We start from the raw sequence: 18,551 nt of genomic DNA on the forward strand, positions 1-18,551 counted from the left end.
GGATGCCTACGCGGCGTCGAGGCGCGTGACCGCCGCACGCAGGACCGCCGCCGACCCGCCCGTCACCGGGTCGCCGTGACCGAAGCACGCCACGGCGGAGTCGAGCGAGGCCAGGGTGCGGAAGGACTCGACGGACCGCGCGCGGTCGAGGTTGAGCACGCCCAATATGACCTGCCCGTCCAGCGGGGACGCGGCCACGGCGTCACCGGTGAACAGCACGCCGTGGTGCGGCAGATGGAGCGCGATACTGCCGTCCGTGTGCCCGGGTACCGCGACGACGCGGGCGCCACCGCCGAAGTCGAGCACGTCACCGTCCGCCAACTCCCGTACCTCACGCGGTAGTACAGGATTCGTCGGCGGTGTCGGCAGCAGCTTCTGCGCCTGTGCGTACAGCGGTCGCTCCCACTCCTCGAACTCCGGGTCGGGGCCGGGCCGTTCGCCGCGTACGAACGGCGCGTCGAGCGGGTGCGCCCACACGTCCGCCCCGCTGAGCGCCGCGAACTCGCCCGCGCCGCCCGCGTGATCCTCGTGGAAATGGGTCAGGACGATCCGGCGCACGTCGCGCGGACGGTGGCCGAGCGCGCGTACGGCGCCGGCGATCGGCGCCCCGGCGCCGGCGGCCCCCGCGTCCACCAGCGTCAACTCGCCCCCGTCGTCCCACAGATAGGCCTGCCCCACCGGGAAGCGCAACAGGTGCAGCCGCGGGACGACCTCGATCACATCGGTGATGCCGTAGACATCCATACGCCGACCGTAGGGACGCGCAGCTGTCCGGGGGACATGGCTACGCCCCGGGCAGAAGAGTTCTGCCCGGGGCGAAGACGACGGCTGTGACGAGAGTCAGATCGCGGCGTACTTCTGGAGGAACAGCGCCTCGGCGACCGAGAGCCGCTCCAGCTCCTGCGGCGACACGCTCTCGTTCACCGCGTGGATCTGCGCCTCGGGCTCGCTCAGGCCGATCAGCAGGATCTCCGCCTCCGGGTACAGCGACGCGAGCGTGTTGCACAGCGGGATCGAGCCGCCCTGGCCCGCGTACTGCATCTCCTGGCCTTCGTACGCGACGCTCATCGCCTCCGTCATCGCCGCGTACGCCGGGCTGCCGGTGTTCGCGCGGAACGCCTGGCCCTGCCCGATCTGCTCGACCTGGACGCGGGCGCCCCACGGGGTGTGCGACTCGATGTGCGCGACGAGGAGCTTCGTCGCCTCCACGGCGTCCGTGCCCGGCGGCACCCGCAGGCTGATCAGGGCGCGCGCCCCGGCCTGCACGGACGGCGTCGCGCCGACGACCGGCGGGCAGTCGATACCGAGGACGGTGACGGCGGGGCGGGCCCAGATGCGGTCGGCGACCGTGCCCGAACCGATCAGCTCGACACCGTCGATGACCTTGGCGTCCTTGCGGAACTGGCCCTCGTCGTACTGGAGGCCGTCCCACGCGGCGTCGCCCGCGAGACCGTCGACCGTCGTCGAGCCGTCCTCCGCGCGCAGCGAGTCGAGGACACGCACCAGCGCCGCGAGGGCGTCCGGGGCCGCGCCGCCGAACTGGCCCGAGTGCAGGTTGCCCCCGAGGGTGTCGACCTGGACGCGGACGAGCGTCATGCCGCGCAGCGTCGACGTGGCCGTCGGCAGCCCGACCCGGAAGTTTCCGGCGTCACCGATGACGATCGTGTCCGCCTGCAGCAGCTCCGGGTGCTGCTCGGCGTACCGCTCGAGACCGCCCGTGCCCTGCTCCTCGGAACCCTCGGCGATCACCTTGACGTTCACCGGGACACCGCCGTTGGCCTTGAGCGCGCGCACGGCGAGCAGGTGCATCAGGACGCCGCCCTTGCAGTCCGCGGCGCCGCGCCCGTACCAGCGGCCGTCCTCGCGCTCCGTCAGCTCGAACGGCGGCGTGACCCACGCCGACTCGTCCAGCGGAGGCTGCACGTCGTAGTGCGCGTACAGGAGAACGGTCGGCGCGCCCTCGGGGCCCGGCAGGAAGCCGTACACCGACTGCGTCCCGTCCGGGGTGTCGAGCAGCGCGACGTCCTGGAAGCCCTCGGCGCGCAGTGCGTCCGCCACCCAGTTCGCGGCGCCCTCGCTCTCGCTCTTCGGGAACTGGTCGAAGTCCGCCACCGACTTGAACGCCACCAGTTCGGCGAGCTCGGTCCGGGCCCCGGGCATGAGCGAGGCGACGGTCTCGGCGATCGGATTCGGTGACATGGGAACGCTCCTCGTAGGTGCGACGTTGCACGTGTGTGTACGTATGCGGCTTTCGCACGCGTCCGTGCGGGTCCGCCGTCGGCTGGTGTGCGTGAGCGTTTCGTGCACAGGGCATGCGGTGCCGATCCTGCCACAAGGGGTTGGCAGGACACCGCCGTAGGATGCCTGGGAAAGGTGCGGCAGGCGGCTGGATCGGGAGCAGTAGACCATCGTGAGCAGCGAGAACTCGGCGGACGGCAACGGAACGGGCGAGCACGCGGCGGACGCCGGTGACGGCGGGCAGGTGTGGGACGTCGTCGTGGTGGGCGCCGGTCCCGCCGGCGCCTCGGCCGCCTACGCGGCAGCGGTCGCCGGACGCAGCGTCCTCCTTCTGGAGAAAGCGGAACTGCCCCGGTACAAGACGTGCGGCGGCGGCATCATCGGTCCTTCCAGGGACGCGCTGCCGCCGGGATTCGAGCTGCCGTTCCGGGACCGGATCGACGCGGTGACGTTCTCCCTCGACGGGAAGTTCACCCGCACCCGGCGCTCTCGCCACATGCTCTTCGGCCTGGTGAACCGCGCCGACTTCGACCATCAGCTCGTCGAGCACGCCGAGAAGGCGGGCGCCGAGCTGCGCACCGGGACGACGGTCTCGCGGGTAGAGCAGCACGGCGCTGCCGTGCCCGACCGGCGCACGGTCGCCGTGATCCTCCAGGACGGCGAGACCATCCTGGCGCGCGCCGTCGTCGGGGCGGACGGCAGTGCCAGCCGCATAGGGGCTCATGTCGGGGTGAAGCTCGACCAGGTCGACCTGGGTCTGGAGGCGGAGATCCCCGTTCCCGAGACGGTCGCCGAGGACTGGAAGGGCCGCGTCCTCATCGACTGGGGCCCGATGCCCGGGAGTTACGGCTGGGTCTTCCCCAAGGGGGACACCCTGACCGTCGGCGTGATCTCGGCACGGGGCGAGGGCGCCGCCACGAAGCGGTACCTGGAGGACTTCATTGCCCGGCTCGGCCTCGCCGGCTTCGAACCGTCGGTCTCCTCCGGCCATCTGACGCGCTGCCGTGCCGACGACTCACCGCTGTCGCGCGGTCGCGTACTCGTGTGTGGTGACGCGGCGGGTCTCCTCGAACCGTGGACCCGTGAGGGCATCTCGTTCGCGCTGCGGTCGGGTCGTCTCGCGGGGGAGTGGGCCGTCCGCGTCTCGGAGGCGCACGACGCGGTGGACGCGCGCCGGCAGGCTCTGAACTACGCGTTCGCCGTCAAGGCGGGGCTCGGTGTCGAGATGAGCGTCGGCAGGCGGATGCTGACCGTCTTCGAGCGCAGGCCCGGCGTGCTGCACGCGGCGATCACCGGGTTCCGGCCCGCGTGGAAGGCGTTCGCCCGCATCACCCGCGGATCGACGACGCTGGGCGAGATCGTCAGGACGTATCCGATGGCGGGTCGCGTCCTGAGCCGTCTGGACCGGCCGGCATCCGCGGCCGCGTCCTCGGCTGATCCGTCGGCCGTGCCGACGGTCGACGATCCGGAGGCTACTTCTCGATCGTGATGAGGAAGACCGGGTGGTCCGGCGCGGCCGCGGTCAGCTCCTCGTCGGTCGACTTGGCAGTGATGCCCTGGAAGTACTGGTTGACCTCCCAGCCCCACTTCTCCAGGTAGCTGCGCAGGATCGGCAGCTTCTCGTTGTCGGGCACCTCGGTCGCGGTGAACGTACGGACCTTGCGCCCGACGCGCAGCTCGCCGGCCCCGGCGACGCGCATGTTGCGCACCCACTGGGAGTGCCCGCGGGCCGAGACGATGTACTGCGCGTCCTTGTACGTGTGCGGGTTGACCGGGATGCGCTGCATCTGACCGCTCTTACGGCCGCGCACGGAGAGCTCGGCGGACCCCATCAGGCTGACGCCGTGGCGCGCGAGCCAGCCGATCACGCCGTTCAGCCGGACGTTCAGGCGGCTGCCCTTCAGGTAGTAGGGGCTGGGGGAGGAGGGCGAGCCGGACTGGGCGTTCGCGGTCATGGGGTTCTCCTGGGTGTGGGTGGTGCGACGGGGGCGCCGCTGGAGTCGGTCTCGATCTCGGTTGCGAGAGCACTGCTCTCGCTTGAGATCAGTGTGCACGAGATCGGCGATCCAAAGCAAGAGCGGTGCTCTCTTTTCTGGTCGCCGCGGCAGAGTGCGCCGCTCGCCACTGAGTGCACTGCTCCCAAATGAGTGCACCGATCCATAACGCGTGCATCGATCCGGAACGTGTGCACTGCTCCGAAATCGTGGGACACTGCCCGTATGAGCACCACACGAGGAGCCAGGGCCAGGGCACGGGAAGAAGTCACCGCCGCCATCAAGGACGAGGCCCGCAGACAGCTCGCGGCCGAGGGCGCCGCCAAGCTGTCCCTGCGCGCCGTCGCCCGCGAGCTGGGCATGGTCTCCTCGGCGCTCTACCGCTACTTCCCCAGCCGCGACGACCTCCTGACGGCGCTCATCATCGACGCGTACGACTCCGTCGGTGAGGCGGCCGAGCGGGCGGACGCCGCCCTGCTCAAGAAGGCGGCGAAGAGCAGCGACAAGGCGAAGACCTCCGACAGCAGGGCCGAGGCGATCGCACCCGTGCGCCGCTGGGTCGCCGTCAGCGAAGCCGTCCGCGCCTGGGCGCTGGCCCACCCGCACGAGTACGCGCTCATCTTCGGCTCGCCCGTACCCGGATACAGCGCGCCGATGACAACCGTCCCGGCCGCGTCGCGCGTCGGGCTGCTGTTCTTCAGCATCGTCCGCGACGCCCACCAGGGCCGCGGGATCGCCGAGCCGCCGCTCCCCGAGGAGCTGCGGCCCGAGGCCGAGCGGCTCGGCGCCGACCTGGCCCCCGACCTGCCGCCCGCGACGGTGGCCGCGCTCGTGGCCGCCTGGGCGCAGCTGTTCGGCCTGATCGGCTTCGAGCTGTTCGGCCAGTTCAACCGGGTCGTGGAGGACCGTGCCACCTTCTTCACGCACGCCGCGACACAGCTCGCCCACGGCGTGGGCCTGGTGCTGCCCCGGGAATGACATGCCCTCGGCCCGGGAGTGGAAGTCGCTGCCCCGGGCGTGACGCGCGCCGCCCGAACTGCGTCGTGTACTCCCCGGGGAGTACACGTGATCACCACGCCCGGCTGACGCCCGCGACGGCGTCCGGCGTCTAGCGTTGCGGTCATGGATGAGCAGCACGTACGCGGGGCCGGCGGCCCGCCCCGGACCTGGGCGGGTCCGCCGCACCTCAGGCGCTACGGGCCGCCCTGGACGGCGACCGGTGCCGCCCGGCGAGGCCACTACGGGCCGCCCTGGTGGGGTGCCTCGGGCCAGGGGCCGCGCTGGCCCTGGCGGTCCACCGTCCTGATCACCGCGTTCGTCCTCGTCGGCTCGACCTTCGCGGCGCACGCCCAGACCGGTCGCGCCGGCCTCGACGTGTTCGCCCGCGTGCTGCTGCTCGCGAGTGGCGTTCTCCTGCTGTGGCGTCAGCGGTACCCGGTCCTCGTGGCCTTCGGCACGGCGGCCTGCGCGACGGTCTACCTCGGCGCGGGCTACGCGTACGGGCCGGTCTTCATCACCGTGGCCGTGGGCTGTTACGCCGCGATCGTCGCGGGGCACCGCAGAGCCGCGTGGGCGGCGGTCGGCATGTTCTGGGTGGGGCATGTCCTCGTGGCGCACTGGCTGTACGCGTATCTGCCGCCGTCGGGGGACGATGCCGCGTCCTGGGGGCAGGAGGGTTTCATCGCCGCGTGGGTCCTGGCGATCGTCGCCTTCTCCGAGCTGGTCAAAACGCGTCGCGAGCAGTGGGCGAAGGAGCGCGCCGAGCGGGAGAAGGCCGCCGGGCGACGCGCGGACGAGGAGCGTCTGCGGATCGCGCGGGAGCTGCACGACGTGCTCGCGCACTCCATCTCGGTCATCAACGTCCAGGCGGGCGTGGGTCTGGCGCTGCTCGACTCCGACCCCGAGCAGGCCCGTACCGCCCTCACCACCATCAAGTCCGCGAGCAAGGAGGCGCTGGGCGAGGTCCGCCAGGTCCTCGACACCCTCAGGACCCCGGGTGACGCGCCGCGCGCCCCCGCCCCAGGTCTCGACCGGCTCCTGGAACTCGTGGAGCAGGCGGCGAGCGCGGGCCTCACCGTCGACATCGACACGGAAGGATCCCGCACCGCGCTGCCGCCCGGCGCCGACCTCGCCGCGTTCCGCATCGTGCAGGAGGCGCTCACCAACGTCGTACGGCACTCGGAGTCGCGCAACGCGCGCGTGGAGGTGCGGTACTCGGGGACCGCGCTGTCCCTGCGCATCGACGACGACGGGCCGGCGAGCCATGAGGCGGCAGGTGGCAGCGGGAACGGGCTTGCGGGGATGCGTGAGCGGGCCGCCGCACTGGGTGGCACGATCGAGGCGGGACCGCGGCCCGACGGCGGTTTCCGGGTGCTCGCCGAACTGCCGTTCACGCCGACGGAGGAGAACCGTTGATCCGCGTACTGCTCGCCGACGACCAGTCGCTCGTCCGCGCCGGATTCCGGGCGCTGCTCGACGCGCAGAGCGACATCGAGGTCGCGGGGGAGGCATCCGACGGCGACGAGGCGGTGCGGCTCGTACGCGAACTGCGGCCCGACGTCGTCCTGATGGACATCCGCATGCCGGTCCTCGACGGGCTCGCCGCGACCCGCCGCATCAGCGACGACGCCGCGCTGGAAAGCGTGAAGGTCGTCATGCTGACCACCTTCGAACTGGACGAGTACGTCTTCGAGGCGATCCGCGCCGGAGCGTCCGGGTTCCTCGTCAAGGACACCGAGCCCGAGGAACTGCTGCGTGCCGTAAGGGCGGTGGTGCACGGGGACGCGCTGCTCTCGCCGGGGGTGACCCGCCGTCTGATCGCCGAGTTCGCGGCACGCTCCAAGGAGCCTGCGGCCGCCGGGTCGCTCGGGCAGCTCACCGAGCGCGAGCGTGAGGTGATGGCGCTGGTCGGCATCGGCCTGTCGAACGAGGAGATCGCCCGCCGTCTCGTCGTCAGCCCGCTCACCGCGAAGACACATGTGAGCCGCACGATGGTGAAGCTCGGCGCGCGCGACCGGGCCCAACTGGTCGTGCTCGCCTACGAGTCGGGCCTCGTACGGCCCGGCTGGCTCGGCTGAGCGGACACGCGCCGCCGACACGCGGGTGCGCCCGGCAGGTAGGGGACTGCCGGCCGGGCGCAACCCATGTGTGAGGGGGTCGAGAACCTGTGGGTCAGTCGCGGACCGCGACACGCTCCGTACGCGCGTCGGCGCCAGCGTCCGCCTTCATCGACTCCTGCACCGGCCCCTGCTCCTGTACCGACTTCGCGATCAGGATCGTGTCCTGCGGACGACGGGTCCGCAGGCCGGTGAGGGTGATCAGCAGTCCCGCCAGGGCGATCGCGGTGACGACGACGAGACCGGGCCGGAAGCTGTCGAGGACGGCCTGCGGGGACGAGCCCTCGCCGGAGTTCGCGGTGACGACGGCCGTCACGACGGCGAGGAAGATGGCGCCGCCGACCTGCACCGAGGTGTTGAGCAGGCCCGAGACCATGCCCTGTTCGTCGTCGTGGACGCCGTTCGTGGCCTGGATGTTGAGCGAGGGGAACACCAGGGCGCAGGCCGCGCCGATCAGGAGCATCGTCGGCAGGATGACGGACGCGTAGACCGGGTCGAGGCTGATGCGCAGGAACAGCGCGTAGCCGATCACCATGAAGGTGAAGCCCAGCGCGATCAGGCGCGGCGTGCCGAACCGGTCGACGATGGCGCCGACCTTCGTCGAGGAGAGCGCCACGAGAGCGCCCGCCGGCAGGAACGCGAGCGCGGTGTGCAGCGCGGACCAGCCGAGCAGGGACTGCATGTACAGGGTGACGAGGAACTGGAAGCCGACGTACGAGCCGAAGAACGCCATCGCGCCCAGCTGCGCCCTGATCTGTGAGCCGGAGCGCAGCACTCCGAGACGGATCAGCGGTCCCGGGGAGCGGCGCTCGATGGAGACGAAGACCGCGAGCAGGACGGCGACGGCCAGGAAGGACAGCAGGGTCCGGGCCGAGGCCCAGCCCGCCTCCGGTGCCTGGACGACGGTGAACACGAGGAGCAGCATCGACGCGGTGCCGGTGATGGCGCCGGGGATGTCGTAGCCGCGGTGGTTCTTCTCGCGTTCGCTGTGCGGGATGAGCTTGATGCCGATGAGCAGCGCGATCACGGCGATCGGCGCGGGCAGCAGCATGGTCAGGCGCCAGCTGGCCTCGGTGAGCAGGCCGGACAGGACGAGGCCCATGGAGAAGCCGGTCGCGGCGCAGGTCGTGTAGATGGAGAGCGCGCGGTTGCGCAGCGGGCCCTCGGCGAACGTCGTGGTGATGATGGACAGGCCGGCCGGCGCGGTGAACGCGGCGCTGAGGCCCTTGATGAAGCGGCTGGCGATCAGGAGCGGCCCGGAGTCGACGAGTCCGCCGAGCAGGGACGCGAGGGCGAAGACGCCGAGGGCGATCAGGAACACCCGGCGCCGGCCGAGCAGGTCGGCCGCTCGGCCGCCGAGCAGCAGCAGGCCGCCGTAGCCGAGGATGTAGCCGCTGACGATCCATTGCAGGGTCGACGTGGACAGGTCGAGCTCCGAGCCGATGGACGGCAGGGCGACTCCGACCATCGACACATCGAGCGCGTCGAGGAACATCGCGGCGCAGAGGACGAGCAGTGTGCCCCACAGACGGGGGGACCAACGCTCCTGGGACGCAGGGGTGTTGGCGAGCGGAGAGGTCATGCGGAGCACACTACATGCATATGCATTGACTGCAAGTGCATTTAATTCCGATGCAACAATGCCTGTCTTTTCTGCTACGGTGCGGTTATGGCGGCGAAAAAGGCCGAGCCCGGCCTCGTGGATCAGTGGCGGGACATCCTTGCGGTGCATGCGCGCACCATGTGCGAGCTCGATCGCGAGCTGCATCAGCACGGTCTGGGCGCCAGCGACTTCGAGGTGCTCGACGTCCTGGCCGCCGGTACGGCGGAGGACGGCAGTTCCTCCTTCCGCGTGCAGGAGATCGCCGCGCAGGTCCATCTCAGCCAGAGCGCCCTGTCGCGCCTGATCGGCCGCCTGGAGAAGGACGGCCTCCTGACGCGCGGGATGTGCCCCGAGGACCGCCGCGGCGTACGGGTCTGCCTGACGCCGAAGGGTCGCGACCTGCACACCGAGGTGCGACCGTTGCAGCGCGCGGTACTGGGGCGGATGCTCGCGGACGGCCCGAAGGGCTGATCTCCGCAGATGGCCCGGCGGGTCGTCAGCTCCAGGTGATCCCCGACCGCTCCCGCCACAGCGCGGCCAGTGAGGCGTCGCCGGTGAGGCTCGGGAACGGCAGCCGGTTCCACAGCGACAGATAGAGCCGCGCCGCGGGACCCGACAGCTCGCAGTCGGCCTCGCCCGCCCCGTCCCGCTCGGTGACCGGCGGCTCGTGTGAGACCCGTACGGTCCATGCCCGTTCGGCGTCGGTGGCCCGCACGCGCAGCAGGCGCGGGGTGTCCGAGCGCACCTTGCTCCTGCCGCGCGCGTGGAAGCCGAGCAGCAGCTCCTCGATGCCGTCGACGGCGAACTCCGCGGGGATCACGCCGGGCGTCCCGGCCAGCGCGGACTCCGCGTCCACCCGGTGGACGGTCGTCTCGTGCGCCTGCCGCCGCGCCCAGAACGCGAGCGGCGACGGCGCGGGCAGGAACGTCCAGCACTCCACGTCGGGCCGGGCGCCGGCCAGCGTCCCGACGAGCCGGCCGTGGCCCTCACGGAACCAGGCGATGAGCTCCGCGCCGTCCAGATCCGGCAGACCGTTGTCGGGGTGGTACGACGTGCGCCCCTCGGCGACGAACGCCGTGGCCCAGCGATGCACCATGCCCACGTGCCGCAGCAGGTCCCGTACGGCCCAGCCCGGGCAGGTCGGCACCTTGGCGTCGGTCCCCGCCGTCTCGGCGGCGCCGGCGAGGAGGCGGCCCTCCTCGTTGAGCGTCTCGATGTGCTCCGCAGTCTCCATGGCGGGAGTCTGCCCGATGGGACCTGGCTTGAATGCGTCCTTGCGGGATGCTCGTCGCGCGCGGGTCAGGAGACGGCCGCGCGCCGGGTCGCGAAGCCGATCAGGGCGGCGACGCCCGCCAGTACGGCCACGCTGGTCAGCGCGGCGGGGAGCGAGAACCAGTCCGCCATGAAGCCGATCATCGGCGGCCCGAGGAGCATGCCGCCGTAGCCGAGCGTGGACGCGGCGGCGACGCCGGTGGGTCCGGCCAGCGCGCCGGCGCGTTCGACCGCCACGGGGAAGATGTTGGCGAGACCCAGGCCTGTGACGGCGAAGCCGAGGAGCGCCAGCCACACGGTGGGGGCGAGCGAGCCGAGCAGCATGCCGACCGCGCCGGTGGCGCCGCCGAACACCAGCGTGCGGGTCCTGCCCAGGCGTTCGAGCAGCGTCGTCCCGCCGATCCGGCCGATGGTCATGGCCAGGGCGAAGCAGGAATACCCTGCCGCGGCCACGCCGGGATGGGCGTGCAGGTCCTCCTCCAGGTGCAGCGCGCCCCAGTCCGCGAGCGCGCCCTCGCCGTACGCGGTGCACAGGGCGATGAGGCCGAAGACGAGGACGAGCCCGCGCACGCGTCCGGCGGGCCGCTCGGACGCCGACGCGGGCTCGCTCCGTGTACGACTGCTGTCGTCCGGAGCCGTCGGGGCGTCGTGGCGCAGGAGCGTGGGGCCGACGGCGGCCGTGACGAGCAGGCCGACGACGGTGAGGGCGAGGAGGTGCCGGGTGGGGGAGACGTGGCCCGCGACCAGGCCGCCGAGGCCCGCGCCGAGCATGCCGCCGAGGCTGAACGCCGCGTGGAAGCTCGGCATGACGGGGCGGCGCAGGGCGGCGACGAGGTCGACCGCGGCGCTGTTCATCGCCACGTTGATCCCGCCGTAGGCGGCGCCGAACACGAGCAGGACCAGGCCCAGGGTGAGCGCCGAGTGGGTGAGCGGAGGCAGTGCGACGCTCAGCGCCAGGAGCACACCGCTCACCACGGTCACCGGGTGGCTGCCGAAGCGCCTGCACAGACGCCCTGTGAGCATCATCGTGATCACGGCACCCGCGGAGACGCCGAGGAGCGCGAGTCCGAGCGTGCTCGCCGAAGCGCCGGTCTGCTCCTTCACGGCGGGGATGCGGACGACCCATCCCGCGAAGATGAAGCCGTCGAGCGCGAAGAAGATCGTGAGCGCGATACGCAGGCGGGTGAGGGACGCGGTCCGCGGGCTGTCGTCCTTGACGGCCCGGAGTTTGTTTAGTGTCGGCACAAAGTCAGGGTAGGGCGCCACCCCGGCCGGGACAAGACGGTGCGAGGCGTGACGGCCACGACATCCGGCGGGTGGGCACAGGAAATGCCGGGCAGGCGCAGGGAAATGTCGGACGGGTGCGGGGAAATGGCTGCGGCCCCACCCGTCCGGGAGGGGCCGCAGCCATGAAAACCGTAGGTGTGGCTCGGGGCGTCACACCGCGAGGACCTTGACCCCCGCCTCCTCGAAGCGCTCCACCGTCGCCGCGTCCACGGCGCTGTCGGTGACCAGGGTGCCGATCCGCTCCGTCGAGCAGATCCGGGCGAACGCGCGCTGGCCCAGCTTGCTGGAGTCCGCCGCGACGATCACGCGCTCCGCCCGCTCGCACAGCAGCCGGTTGATGGCCGCTTCCGCCTCGTCGTGCGCCGCGGCGCCGTGTGCGACGTCGAAACCGACGACACCGAGCACGGCCGTGTCGATGGTGATCTGGCTCAGCACGCCGTCCGCGAGCGGGCCGATGAGCTCGTACGACTGCGGCCGGGCGACCCCGCCCGTCACCACGATCTTGAACTGGGGTCGCACCGCAAGCTCGTTGGCGATGTTCAGCGCATTGGTGACGATCGTGAGGGCCGGGGAACCGGAGGCGAGATCGGGGCGGACCGCGAGTGCGCGCGCCACCTCGGTCGTCGTCGTGCCGCCGGTCAGGCCCACCGCCTCGCCCGGCGTGATCAGCTCGGCGACCGCCTTGGCGATTCGTTCCTTCTCGGAGGCGTTGCGTGCCGTCTTGTAGCGCAGCGGCAACTCGTAGGAGACGCCGTGGACGACGGCGCCGCCCCGGGTGCGTACGAGCATCTGCTGCTCGGCGAGCTGGTCGAAGTCGCGCCGGATCGTGGCCGCGGACACCCCGAGATCGGCCGCCGCCTCCTCGACATCCAGGCGCCCCCGCTCCACGAGCAGTTCCAGCAGGGACTTCCAGCGGGCGTCGCGGGACATCCGCGGCCTCCAATCGTCGTTCTCCGGTGACCCTAGCGCACTACCTGATGCTTGGTTATGCTCGAAAGGTATCGAATTCTTGCAGGAACGAGCATACGCTCGACAGGGCCGTTCGAGCGCGACGCATACGACGTGTTCGACCGGTCCACGGACACGACACATCAGGGAGTGGGCACGGCATGAGCCATGTCGAGAACGAGCTGAACAGCCAGCCGGAGTGCTGGACGCGCGCGGCGGGCCTGGCCGCGGGCGAGGCCGCCAAGCTGCCCGCGCCGGGGGAGCGCGTCGCGATCGTGGGCTGCGGCACCTCGTGGTTCATGGCGCAGGCCTTCGCCGCGCTGCGCGAGCAGTCCGGACAGGGCGAGACCGACGCGTTCGCGGCCTCGGAGTTCCCGGCCGGGCGCCCCTACGACCGCCTCATCGCGCTGTCCCGGTCCGGCACGACGACCGAGGTCGTCGAGCTGCTGGCCGCGGTCAAGGGCCGCATCCGGACGACGGCCGTGATCGGCGACCCGAACACACCGATCGTCTCCGCCGCCGACGACGTGATCGTCCTGGACTTCGCCGACGAGCAGTCCGTCGTCCAGACCCGTTTCGCGACGACGGCGCTCACGCTCCTGCGCGCCCACCTCGGCCTGCACACCGAGCAGGCCGTCGCCGACGCGCGCACCGCGCTCGAGACGCCGCTGCCCGAAGGCCTCGTGGAGTGCGGCCAGTTCACCTTCCTGGGACGGGGCTGGACCGTCGGTCTCGCGAACGAGGCCGCTCTGAAGATGCGCGAGGCGTCCCTGTCGTGGACCGAGGCGTACCCCGCGATGGAGTACCGCCACGGCCCCATCAGCGTCACCACCGCGGGCACCGCCACCTGGATGATCGGCACGGCGCCCGAGGGGCTCGCCGAGCAGGTGACCGGCACCGGCGCGCTCTGGGTCGAGGGGAGCCTCGACCCGCTCGCCGAACTCGTGCGCGCGCAGCGCCTCGCCGTCGCCGTCGCGGCCGCCCGCGGCCTCGACCCCGACCAGCCGCGCCACCTCACCCGCTCGGTGATCCTCACCGCCGGCTGACCGTCGACCGAGCTTCCGAGCCTTCCGAAAGGAGGGGCCGTGCCCCTCGCAGCAACCGGCGCGCTCGTCGCCGAGGCCACCGCGGCGCGTACCGCGGTGGCCGCGTTCAACGTCATCACCCTGGAGCACATCGAGGCCGTCGTGGCGGGCGCCGAGGCGGCGAACGCGCCGGTGATCCTCCAGGTCAGCGAGAACGCCGTGCGTTACCGCTACGGGCGCCTGCTGCCCCTCGCGAGGGCCGCGGCCGCCACCGCCGAGGCGTCCTCGGTGCCCGTGGCGCTCCACCTCGACCACGTCCAGAGCGACGAGCTGCTCCGCCAGGCCGCGGACGCCGGGTTCAGCTCGGTGATGTACGACGCGGCCCGGCTCCCCTACGACGAGAACCTCGCGGCCACCCGCGCTGCCGCCGACTGGGGCCACGCCAACGGGCTCTGGGTCGAGGCCGAACTGGGGGAGGTCGGCGGCAAGGACGGCTCCGCGCCGCTCGACGCCCACGCGCCGGGTGCCCGTACCGACCCCGGGGAGGCCCGCGCCTACGTGACGGACTCGGGCGTCGACGCCCTCGCCGTCGCGATCGGCTCCTCGCACGCCATGACCACCCGCACCGCGACGCTCGACCACGACCTCCTCAAGCAGCTCTCGGAGGGCCTCGACGTACCGCTGGTCCTGCACGGCTCCTCCGGTGTCGGTGACGACGAACTCTCGCAGGCCGTCCGGGGCGGCATCGCCAAGGTGAACGTCGGCACCGCTCTGAACATAGCGATGACGGGGGCCATCCGGGAGTTCCTTGCCGCACATCCCGACGCCGTCGACTCCCGCAAGTACCTGAGCGTGGGCCGCGAGGCGATGGCCCGCACCGTGACGGAGCTGGTCGAGGTGATGCGCCGCTGACCCGTGCCCCGCTCCCGCCCCGGTACGCGCAAGACACCTCGTACCGGGGACAATGGGGCCATGGCCCGCCGGCACGAACCGCACGCGCCCCCGCTCTTCCCGGTGCACCGGGAGCGCCGGGAGATCACCCCCGGCGCCGTGCACGTGCCCGGCTGGCTCGACGCCGAGGCCCGGCGCGCACTCGTCGAAGCCTGCCGCGGCTGGGCCGCCGGGCCCGTGCCGATGCGCCACACGCGACTGCCGGGCGGCGGCGTGATGTCCGTCCAGACCGTGTGCGTCGGATGGCACTGGCAGCCCTACCGCTACACGCGTACGGCATCCGATGTGAACGGCGCCCCGGTGGCCCACTTCCCCGACTGGCTACAGGAGTTGGGCAGACGCGCGCTGGTCGACGCGTACGAGGACGACACGGCCGGCGACGGCTACGCCCCCGACACGGCACTGATCAACTTCTACGACGGCGCCGCCACCATGGGCATGCACCAGGACAAGGACGAGCGCGCCCGGGAACCCGTCGTCTCGCTCAGCATCGGCGACACCTGCGTCTTCCGGCTGGGCAACACCGAGAACCGCGGCAGACCGTACGAGGACGTGGAGCTGGTCTCCGGGGACCTGCTGGTCTTCGGAGGGCCGTCGCGGCTCGCCTTCCACGGGGTGCCGAAGGTGTACCCCGGCACCGGCGACCCCGCCACCGGGCTCTCCCGGGGCCGCCTGAATCTCACGATGCGCGTCACCGGACTCACCGCACCGCCCTCCGCACCCTCCCCACAGGGGTGAGTTCACCCGCAGGGGCTGCGGCGTTCACCGGATACGATGCGACACGGTGATCAGGGCGAGGAGTTGCTGATGCGTGGCAAGGCGGCCTCCGGGGCCGGGGGGCAGACGGCGGGCGAGGCGGAGGGTTCCGCGCGTTCGCCACGTCTGGAGCGGGGCCGTGGCGCGCTCGGGCCCGCGCTCGAACTCGTGCACACCGGCCGCGCGCCGACCCGCGCCGTCCTCACCGCCGAACTGGGCGTGACCCGGGCCACGGCAGGCGCGGTCGCCGCCGAGCTCGAAGCGCTCGGGCTGATCAGGATCGACGCCAAGCCGAGCGCCGCCGCAGGCTCACAGGGGCGACCCTCGCACCGGCTGTCCGTCGCCGAGGACGGACCTGTGGCACTCGCCGCGCAGGTGCACGCCGACGGCTACCGCGCCGCCCTGGTGGGCCTCGGCGGCCGGATCGTCGCGACCACGCCCGGCTGCGAGATCATCGACCCGGACCCGGCGCAGGTGCTCGGCTCGGTCGTGGAGGCCGGCGCCCAACTGCTGCGCGAGAGCGGGCGCCACTGCGTCGGTGCGGGCCTCGCCGTGCCGTCCGCCGTGGCCGAGCCCGACGGCACCGCCCTCAACCCGCTGCACCTCGCCTGGCCCGCGGGCTCGCCCGTCCGCGAGATCTTCGCCGAGCGCGTACGGGAGGCCGGCATCGGGCGGCCGGCGTTCGCCGCGAACGACGTCAATCTCGCCGCCCTCGCCGAGCACCGGCACGGCGCGGGCCGTGGCGCGCGCGACCTGCTGTGCGTCGCCACCGGCCACCGCGGCGTCGGCGGCGCGCTCGTTCTCGACGGCCGTCTGCACACCGGCAGTTCGGGCCTCGCCCTGGAGGTCGGGCACCTCACCGTGAACCCCGAGGGCCGGCCCTGCTACTGCGGCAGCCGCGGCTGCCTCGACGTGGAGACCGACCCGCTGGCCCTGCTCGACGCGGCGGGCCGCGAACCGGGCCCCGACGGCTCCCTGCTCCAGCAGGCCCGCGACCTGATCACCGGCAGCCTCGACGACCCGAAGGTGCGGATGGCCACCGAGGCCCTGATCGACCGTCTCGGACTCGGCCTCGCGGGCCTGGTGAACATCCTCAACCCCGACCGCATCATCCTGGGCGGCCTGCACCGGGCGCTCCTCGACGCGGACCCGGACCGCCTGCGGGCCGTCGTCGCGGACCGCAGCCTGTGGGGCCGCAGCGGCGGCGTGCCCATCCTGGCGTGCACCCTCGACCACAACAGCCTCGTGGGAGCTGCCGAGTTGGCGTGGCAGCCGGTCCTCGACGACCCGCTCTCGGCGCTGGGCCTGGCCTGACGCGCGGGACTCCGTCGCACCCCGACTGGTCCGGCAGGGACTTGACCGTGCACAATCACCGCCATGACTGGTGAATCGGCCCGAAACTACCTGGCCTCGGTGGAGAACCGCCTCCAGGCGGACGGCTGCGCGACGCGCTGGGAGGACTGGTTCGGTGTGCCCGTCCTCGTGGGGCGGCGGGCCGACTTCCGGATGCGCTGGATGGCCACCAACCTGCACCTGTTCACCGTCGCCGCCGCCGTGCCCGAGATCACCCCGCAGAGCGTCGACGCGTTCACCTCGCAGGTCCTGACGTACGCGAAGAAGAACAAGGGCGGCCTCCCGGTCGGCCTGCAGACCGGCGTCGCCGCCTTCCCTGTCCTCGTCAGCGAGCGCGTCGACCCGGCCGCCATGGCCTGGGCCGAACAGCAGCAGCGCAACCGCTTCGCCTGCTTCGCGCGCCCCGTCGTCGTGGACAGCGCACAGCGCTACGTCGGTTTCTATCGCGGCAAGCCGGCCATCGGCCGCGTCTACGCCTCCCACCTCATCGACAAGGGCAACCGGTACTTCAACTGATTCTTGCGAGGAATCCCGTGTCTTTAGCCATCGGGTGGAATCGCATCCTGTGACGGCGCTCCGGACGGGCGCGGTGGCGTGTCGGCGGAGCCGGACCCGATGGTCGTCGCGGAGCGGCGCATTGCCGTCCCGGCGGAGCCGGGGCGTTGCTCAGCCGGGACGTTTCTGGTTCTCGATGTACTCCTTGACCACCTGTAGTGGGGCGCCCCCGGCGGAGGCGGCGAAGTATGACGGTGACCAGAAGTGTTCGCCCCACAGGTGGCGGTGGATGTGCTCCGGGTACTCCTTGCGCAGCAGGCGGGCGGAGACGCCCTTGAGGGAGCCGACCAGCCGGGACAGGGCGATCTGCGGGGGATAGTGCACGAGCAGGTGGACATGGTCCGCCTCGCCGTTGAACTCGGTCAGTTCGGCCCGGAAGTCGCCGCACACCTCGGCCATGATCTCTTCGCAGCGGGTGAGGATCTCGTCGGTGAAGACCGCACGCCGGTACTTGGGGACGAAGACCAAATGGGCGTGCAGCGTGTAGATGACGCTACGACCCCTGCGGATGTTCGGATTTGGTTCCCATCTTGGTGACACAGGTCAAGTAGTAGCCGGCATGCGAAGGCCACCGGGAAGCCGGTCGTCTTCCGTGAGGCCGCGGCCCAGCCCTTCGATGACCGCTGTCTGTCGTGGCAGATGGGCGAGCGGACGGTGTCGATCTGGACCGTCACGGGCCGGATGAAGCACATCGCCTTCACCGGCTCACCGGTGCACCTCGCCGTCCTTGAGGCGTACCGCAAGGGCGAGAGTGACCTGCTGTACCGAGACGGCCGGTGGTATCTGATCGCCACCTGTGAGGTTGCAGAGGCCGAACTGGACGCGCACCCGGCGTCCTTCGTCGGGGTCGACCTGGGGATCGTGAACATCGCGACCACCTCCACCGGCGCCCGCCACAGCGGACGCCGTCTGAACCGGCGCCGCGAGGCGGACCGCACGCTGCGGGCCAAACTGCAGAGGAAGGGCACGAAGTCCGCGAAGCGGCGGGCGAAGAAACACGCGGGCAAGGAAGCACGGCGGGCCCGGGACATCAACCACAAGATCAGCAAGCACATCGTGGCAGAGGCTCAACGCACCGGCCGCGGGATCGCCCTGGAAGACCTGGGCGGTATTCGCGAGCGGGCACGGCTCAGGAAGCCCCAACGCGTCACGCTGCACTCCTGGTCCTTCCATCAGCTCGGCGCCTTCATCGCCTACAAGGCGAAAAGAGCCGGGGTCCCGCTGGTGCACGTCGATCCGGCGTACACCAGCCAGGAATGCTCCCAGTGTCATCACATCGACAGACGCAACCGGCCCTCGCAGGCACGGTTCGCGTGCCAGGTCTGCGGCTTCGTTGAGCACGCGGATCCGAACTCGTCCCACAACATCGCCGCACGCGGCTGGTGGACGTGGGTTCGCGGGGCTGAGTCACAGGCCCCTGCGCTCACCCTCATCGCGTGAGCGCTGGATGCAG

At 71.7% G+C, this 18,551-nt stretch carries 19 protein-coding genes; 11 read left to right on the top strand and 8 right to left on the bottom strand.

Annotated elements, in window-relative coordinates; all coding sequences use genetic code 11:
• Window positions 1–6: 6 nt before the first annotated feature.
• Window positions 7–744: an MBL fold metallo-hydrolase gene (locus CG723_RS40250; RefSeq protein ID WP_100598516.1), complete on the bottom strand. Its 738-nt coding sequence runs from the start codon at window positions 742–744 to the stop codon at window positions 7–9.
• A gap of 96 nt (window positions 745–840) precedes the next feature.
• Window positions 841–2,199, bottom strand: coding sequence for a dipeptidase (locus CG723_RS40255; protein ID WP_100598517.1), 1,359 nt, complete (start codon window positions 2,197–2,199; stop codon window positions 841–843).
• A gap of 211 nt (window positions 2,200–2,410) precedes the next feature.
• Here CG723_RS40255 and CG723_RS40260 point away from each other — a divergent pair, with 211 nt between their 5' ends.
• Window positions 2,411–3,727, top strand: a complete 1,317-nt coding sequence (locus CG723_RS40260) for a geranylgeranyl reductase family protein (RefSeq protein ID WP_100598518.1) — start codon at window positions 2,411–2,413, stop codon at window positions 3,725–3,727.
• On the opposite strand, the gene CG723_RS40265 is transcribed toward CG723_RS40260, so the two are convergent.
• Window positions 3,711–4,193: a nitroreductase family deazaflavin-dependent oxidoreductase gene (locus CG723_RS40265; protein ID WP_100598519.1), complete on the bottom strand. Its 483-nt coding sequence runs from the start codon at window positions 4,191–4,193 to the stop codon at window positions 3,711–3,713. The two genes, CG723_RS40260 and CG723_RS40265, sit on opposite strands and share 17 nt — an antisense overlap.
• Window positions 4,194–4,457: 264 nt before the next feature.
• Here CG723_RS40265 and CG723_RS40270 point away from each other — a divergent pair, with 264 nt between their 5' ends.
• The 3 genes from CG723_RS40270 (at window position 4,458) to CG723_RS40280 (ending at window position 7,309) form a co-directional block, all read left to right on the top strand.
• The gene (locus CG723_RS40270) at window positions 4,458–5,210 is read left to right on the top strand and encodes a TetR/AcrR family transcriptional regulator (RefSeq protein ID WP_100598520.1); all 753 of its coding nucleotides are present in this window, start codon (window positions 4,458–4,460) and stop codon (window positions 5,208–5,210) included.
• A 144-nt stretch (window positions 5,211–5,354) separates the two neighbouring features.
• Window positions 5,355–6,647: a sensor histidine kinase gene (locus CG723_RS40275; protein ID WP_100598521.1), complete on the top strand. Its 1,293-nt coding sequence runs from the start codon at window positions 5,355–5,357 to the stop codon at window positions 6,645–6,647.
• Window positions 6,644–7,309 (top strand): response regulator, encoded by a 666-nt coding sequence (locus CG723_RS40280; RefSeq protein WP_100598522.1) that lies wholly within the window; start codon window positions 6,644–6,646, stop codon window positions 7,307–7,309. Before CG723_RS40275 ends, CG723_RS40280 begins: the two co-directional genes overlap by 4 nt.
• A 94-nt stretch (window positions 7,310–7,403) precedes the next feature.
• Here CG723_RS40280 and CG723_RS40285 read toward each other — a convergent pair whose 3' ends face one another.
• A complete protein-coding gene (locus CG723_RS40285) occupies window positions 7,404–8,930 on the bottom strand; it encodes an MFS transporter (RefSeq protein ID WP_234374775.1) in 1,527 nt (508 codons plus the stop codon).
• Between the two features lie 87 nt (window positions 8,931–9,017).
• Between CG723_RS40285 and CG723_RS40290 the strand changes: the two genes are divergently transcribed.
• Window positions 9,018–9,422, top strand: a complete 405-nt coding sequence (locus tag CG723_RS40290; RefSeq protein WP_100598523.1) for a MarR family winged helix-turn-helix transcriptional regulator — start codon at window positions 9,018–9,020, stop codon at window positions 9,420–9,422.
• A gap of 25 nt (window positions 9,423–9,447) precedes the next feature.
• On the opposite strand, the gene CG723_RS40295 is transcribed toward CG723_RS40290, so the two are convergent.
• From CG723_RS40295 to CG723_RS40305, 3 genes are all read right to left on the bottom strand, one after another.
• Complete coding sequence (locus CG723_RS40295) at window positions 9,448–10,185, bottom strand: maleylpyruvate isomerase family mycothiol-dependent enzyme (protein ID WP_100598524.1); 738 nt, start codon at window positions 10,183–10,185, stop codon at window positions 9,448–9,450.
• Window positions 10,186–10,250: 65 nt separating this feature from the next.
• On the bottom strand, window positions 10,251–11,468 hold the full coding sequence (locus CG723_RS40300) for an MFS transporter (RefSeq protein ID WP_100598525.1): 1,218 nt from the start codon (window positions 11,466–11,468) through the stop codon (window positions 10,251–10,253).
• Window positions 11,469–11,660: 192 nt separating this feature from the next.
• On the bottom strand, window positions 11,661–12,440 hold the full coding sequence (locus CG723_RS40305; RefSeq protein WP_100598526.1) for a DeoR/GlpR family DNA-binding transcription regulator: 780 nt from the start codon (window positions 12,438–12,440) through the stop codon (window positions 11,661–11,663).
• A gap of 179 nt (window positions 12,441–12,619) precedes the next feature.
• Here CG723_RS40305 and CG723_RS40310 point away from each other — a divergent pair, with 179 nt between their 5' ends.
• The 5 genes from CG723_RS40310 (at window position 12,620) to CG723_RS40330 (ending at window position 17,059) form a co-directional block, all read left to right on the top strand.
• The gene (locus tag CG723_RS40310) at window positions 12,620–13,504 is read left to right on the top strand and encodes an SIS domain-containing protein (RefSeq protein WP_100598527.1); all 885 of its coding nucleotides are present in this window, start codon (window positions 12,620–12,622) and stop codon (window positions 13,502–13,504) included.
• Window positions 13,505–13,543: 39 nt separating this feature from the next.
• The gene (locus CG723_RS40315; protein ID WP_100598528.1) at window positions 13,544–14,395 is read left to right on the top strand and encodes a class II fructose-bisphosphate aldolase; all 852 of its coding nucleotides are present in this window, start codon (window positions 13,544–13,546) and stop codon (window positions 14,393–14,395) included.
• 60 nt (window positions 14,396–14,455) lie between these two features.
• Window positions 14,456–15,172: an alpha-ketoglutarate-dependent dioxygenase AlkB family protein gene (locus tag CG723_RS40320; protein ID WP_100598529.1), complete on the top strand. Its 717-nt coding sequence runs from the start codon at window positions 14,456–14,458 to the stop codon at window positions 15,170–15,172.
• Window positions 15,173–15,241: 69 nt separating this feature from the next.
• The gene (locus tag CG723_RS40325; RefSeq protein ID WP_100598530.1) at window positions 15,242–16,504 is read left to right on the top strand and encodes an ROK family protein; all 1,263 of its coding nucleotides are present in this window, start codon (window positions 15,242–15,244) and stop codon (window positions 16,502–16,504) included.
• Window positions 16,505–16,567: 63 nt separating this feature from the next.
• Entirely contained in the window at window positions 16,568–17,059 is a 492-nt protein-coding gene (locus tag CG723_RS40330; protein ID WP_100598531.1) for a levansucrase, read from the top strand.
• 150 nt (window positions 17,060–17,209) lie between these two features.
• Here CG723_RS40330 and tnpA read toward each other — a convergent pair whose 3' ends face one another.
• Window positions 17,210–17,638 (bottom strand): IS200/IS605 family transposase, encoded by a 429-nt coding sequence (tnpA, locus tag CG723_RS40335; RefSeq protein WP_100598532.1) that lies wholly within the window; start codon window positions 17,636–17,638, stop codon window positions 17,210–17,212.
• A 99-nt stretch (window positions 17,639–17,737) separates the two neighbouring features.
• On the opposite strand from tnpA, the gene CG723_RS40340 reads away from it, so the two are divergent.
• Entirely contained in the window at window positions 17,738–18,538 is an 801-nt protein-coding gene (locus CG723_RS40340; protein WP_100598533.1) for an RNA-guided endonuclease InsQ/TnpB family protein, read from the top strand.
• Window positions 18,539–18,551 lie beyond the last annotated feature (13 nt).

The sequence above is a fragment of the Streptomyces sp. CB01635 genome, assembly GCF_002803065.1.
GTDB lineage: Bacteria > Actinomycetota > Actinomycetes > Streptomycetales > Streptomycetaceae > Streptomyces.